2 protein-coding genes are annotated in these 2,845 nt (G+C 71.6%); both read left to right on the top strand.

What is annotated here, in order from left to right:
* Window positions 1–325: 325 nt before the first annotated feature.
* Window positions 326–2,032 carry a 2-isopropylmalate synthase gene (gene leuA, locus ACFQ7F_RS45665; RefSeq protein WP_383285663.1) on the top strand — a complete coding sequence of 569 codons (1,707 nt, stop codon included), beginning with the start codon at window positions 326–328 and terminating at the stop codon, window positions 2,030–2,032.
* Window positions 2,029–2,820, top strand: coding sequence for an ABC transporter ATP-binding protein (locus ACFQ7F_RS45660; RefSeq protein ID WP_383285661.1), 792 nt, complete (start codon window positions 2,029–2,031; stop codon window positions 2,818–2,820). Before leuA ends, ACFQ7F_RS45660 begins: the two co-directional genes overlap by 4 nt.
* The last annotated feature ends 25 nt before the right edge of the window (window positions 2,821–2,845 follow it).

Raw genomic sequence — 2,845 nt, 5'->3', positions numbered from 1 at the left:
GGGCGTGTGCGCCCGGGGGGGGGGGACGCGGGGCGCCGCGGGGGGGCACCGGGGGACCTTTCGGGGGGGTGGGGTGGGGGGGAGCGCCAGGCGGCGCTCCCCCGCTTGTCTGAGGAGTACTTGTCTGAGGAGCTGAGGTGTGGCTAGTGTAGCGCCATGATCTTCTGCGGTCTCCTCCTTCTCGGCTGCCGCGGCGGGGCCTGAAGCGACCGGCACCCCGCCGCGGGGTGCCGTGCTGCCGGTCGGCCAGTTCACCGACCGACCGAGCCGAGAGGCCATCGTGAATTCCCTCGCGTATTCGTGGAATCCTCAGCGTCCCAGCGCGATGCCCTTCCACCGCTACCACCCTTACCAAGACAGGGTTGACGTCCCTTCAGAGGAGCGGAGTTGGCCGTCCGCCCGCATCGACCGCGCCCCCCTCTGGGTCCCCGTCGACCTGCGCGACGGCAATCAGGCGCTCGCCGAGCCGATGGACACCGGCCGCAAGCGGCGCTTCTTCGATCTGCTCGTCTCGATGGGGTTCAAGGAGATCGAGGTCGGCTATCCGTCCGCCAGCCGCGCGGACTTCGACTTCGTCCGCGACCTCGCCGCGCTCGGCGCGAGCGGCGGGATCCCCGACGACGTCAGCATCGTCGTCTTCACGCCCGCCAAGCCCGAACTCATCGACCGCACCTTCGAGTCGATCGAGGGACTGCCCCGCGCCGTCGTGCACCTCTACATCCCCACCTCGCCGATCTGGCGCGACATCGTCCTCGGGCGGTCGCGCGCGCAGGTGCAGGGCGTCGTCACGGAAGCCGCCGCCCACATGGCCCGCCTGGCCGACGCGCGGCCGGGCGCGGACATCCGGTTCCAGTTCTCGCCGGAGACCTTCAACCTCACCGAGCCCGACTACGTACTCGAACTCTGCGACGGGCTCACCGAGTTGTGGGACGCGAGCCCCGACCGCCCCGTCACCCACAATCTCCCGGCGACCGTCGAGATCGCGACCCCGAACGTGTACGCCGACCAGATCGAGTACCTGCACCGCCACCTCGCACGGCGCGCGTCCGTCATCCTCTCCGTCCACCCCCACAACGATCGCGGCACCGGCGTCGCCTGCGCCGAACTCGCCGTCCTGGCGGGGGCTCAGCGCGTCGAGGGCTGCCTCTTCGGCAACGGCGAGCGCACCGGCAACGTGGACCTGGTGACCCTCGCCCTGAATCTCTACGCCCAAGGCGTCGACCCCATGGTCGACTTCTCCGACATCGACGCCGTGCGCGAGGTCGTCGAGCACTGCAACCGGCTGCCCGTGCACCCCCGCCACCCCTACGCGGGCGACCTCGTCCACACCGCCTTCTCTGGCACCCATCAGGACGCCATCAGCAAGGGCTTCGCCCATCACGCGCTCCGGGCAGCCGAGTTGGGGGTCGCGGAGAGCGAGGCGCCCTGGGCGGTGCCGTATCTGCCGATCGACCCCGCGGACATCGGCCGCTCCTACGAAGCCGTCATCCGCGTCAACTCCCAGTCGGGCAAGGGCGGAATGGCGTATCTGCTGCGGACCCGGCACGGCATCGACCTGCCGCAGCGCATGCGGCCCGACTTCTCGCGCGTGGTGCAGGAAGCCACCGACGACAGCGGCCAAGAGGCGAGTGCGAAGGAGCTGTACGAGCTCTTCCGCGCGACCTACGTCGGGCCGGGGAAGAAGAGTGGTCATGCGGCGCTGAGCTCCTGGAGCACCGACCGCGCCCCGGACGGCACCCACCGCTTCACCTGCACCCTCCAAGTCGGCTCCCACACTGGGCACTTCGAAGGTACGGGCAACGGTCCGCTCTCCGCGTTCGTCGCGGCGCTCGCCGCCGCCGGGATCACCGTCGACATCCTCGACTACTCCGAACACGCCACCGGGGCGGGCGGCGGCAGCGAGGCGGTCGCGTACGCGGAGTGCGGGGTGGACGGTGTCGTCTGCTGGGGCGCGGGCCTGAACACCTCGGTCCTGACCGCGTCCGTGCAGGCCGTGCTCGCCGCGGTGAACCGGGCGGAGGCCGCCCGATGACCCCCGTACTGCACGCGGACAACGTCACGGTCGTCCGCGACGACCGGCCCATCCTCGACGAGGTCACCCTCACCGTGCGCCCCGGCGAGCACTGGGCGCTGCTCGGCGCGAACGGTGCGGGCAAGTCGACCCTGCTCAGCCTCTGCGGCGCCGTCACCCACCCCACGCACGGCACGGTCGAGGTGCTCGGCCGCCGCCTGGGCAGTGTCGACCTGCGCGAACTGCGTGCCTACGTCGGTCATGTGAACCCGCGTCATCCGCTCCGCTCGCCCCTGCGGGTGCGCGAGGTCGTCCTGACCGGACTCACCAACAGCGTCGAACCGCTGCCCCGTTGGAGCCCCACGCCCGAGCAGGAGGAGCAGGCCGACCGTCTGATCGCCATGCTCGGCCTCGGGCGCCGCACGGACGCGCGCTGGCCCACGCTCTCCCAGGGCGAGCGCGGACGGACCCTGATCGCGCGCTCGCTGATGCCGAGACCGCGGCTCGTCCTGCTCGACGAGCCGGCCACCGGGCTTGATCTCGCGGGCCGCGAACGCCTCCTCGACAGCCTGGACACCCTGCGCGAGAGCCACCCCGAGCTCGCCACGGTCCTGGTCACGCACCACCTGGAGGAGCTCCCGGCAGGCACGACGCACGCGCTGCTGCTGCGCGACGGCCGGGCGCTCGCCTCCGGCGCCGTGGACGACGTACTGACCAGCGACCAGGTCAGCAAGTGCTTCGACCACCCGGTGCGGTTGGAGCGCACGGAGGGACGGTGGAGCGTGCGGGCGGCGCGGCGCGCCCGCTGAGTACGCGGAACGAGGACGCAGGAGC

It is taken from the genome of Streptomyces sp. NPDC056486, from assembly GCF_042795295.1.
Taxonomy (GTDB): Bacteria; Actinomycetota; Actinomycetes; order Streptomycetales; family Streptomycetaceae; genus Streptomyces.
This window is presented reverse-complemented; position numbering and strand designations above follow the sequence as displayed.

Coding starts and splice junctions, on each gene's coding strand:
- ACFQ7F_RS45660 (WP_383285661.1), top strand. CDS start 2,029: ATGACCCCCGTACTGCACGCGGACAACGTCACGGTCGTCCGCGACGAC.
- leuA (WP_383285663.1), top strand. CDS start 326: ATGCCCTTCCACCGCTACCACCCTTACCAAGACAGGGTTGACGTCCCT.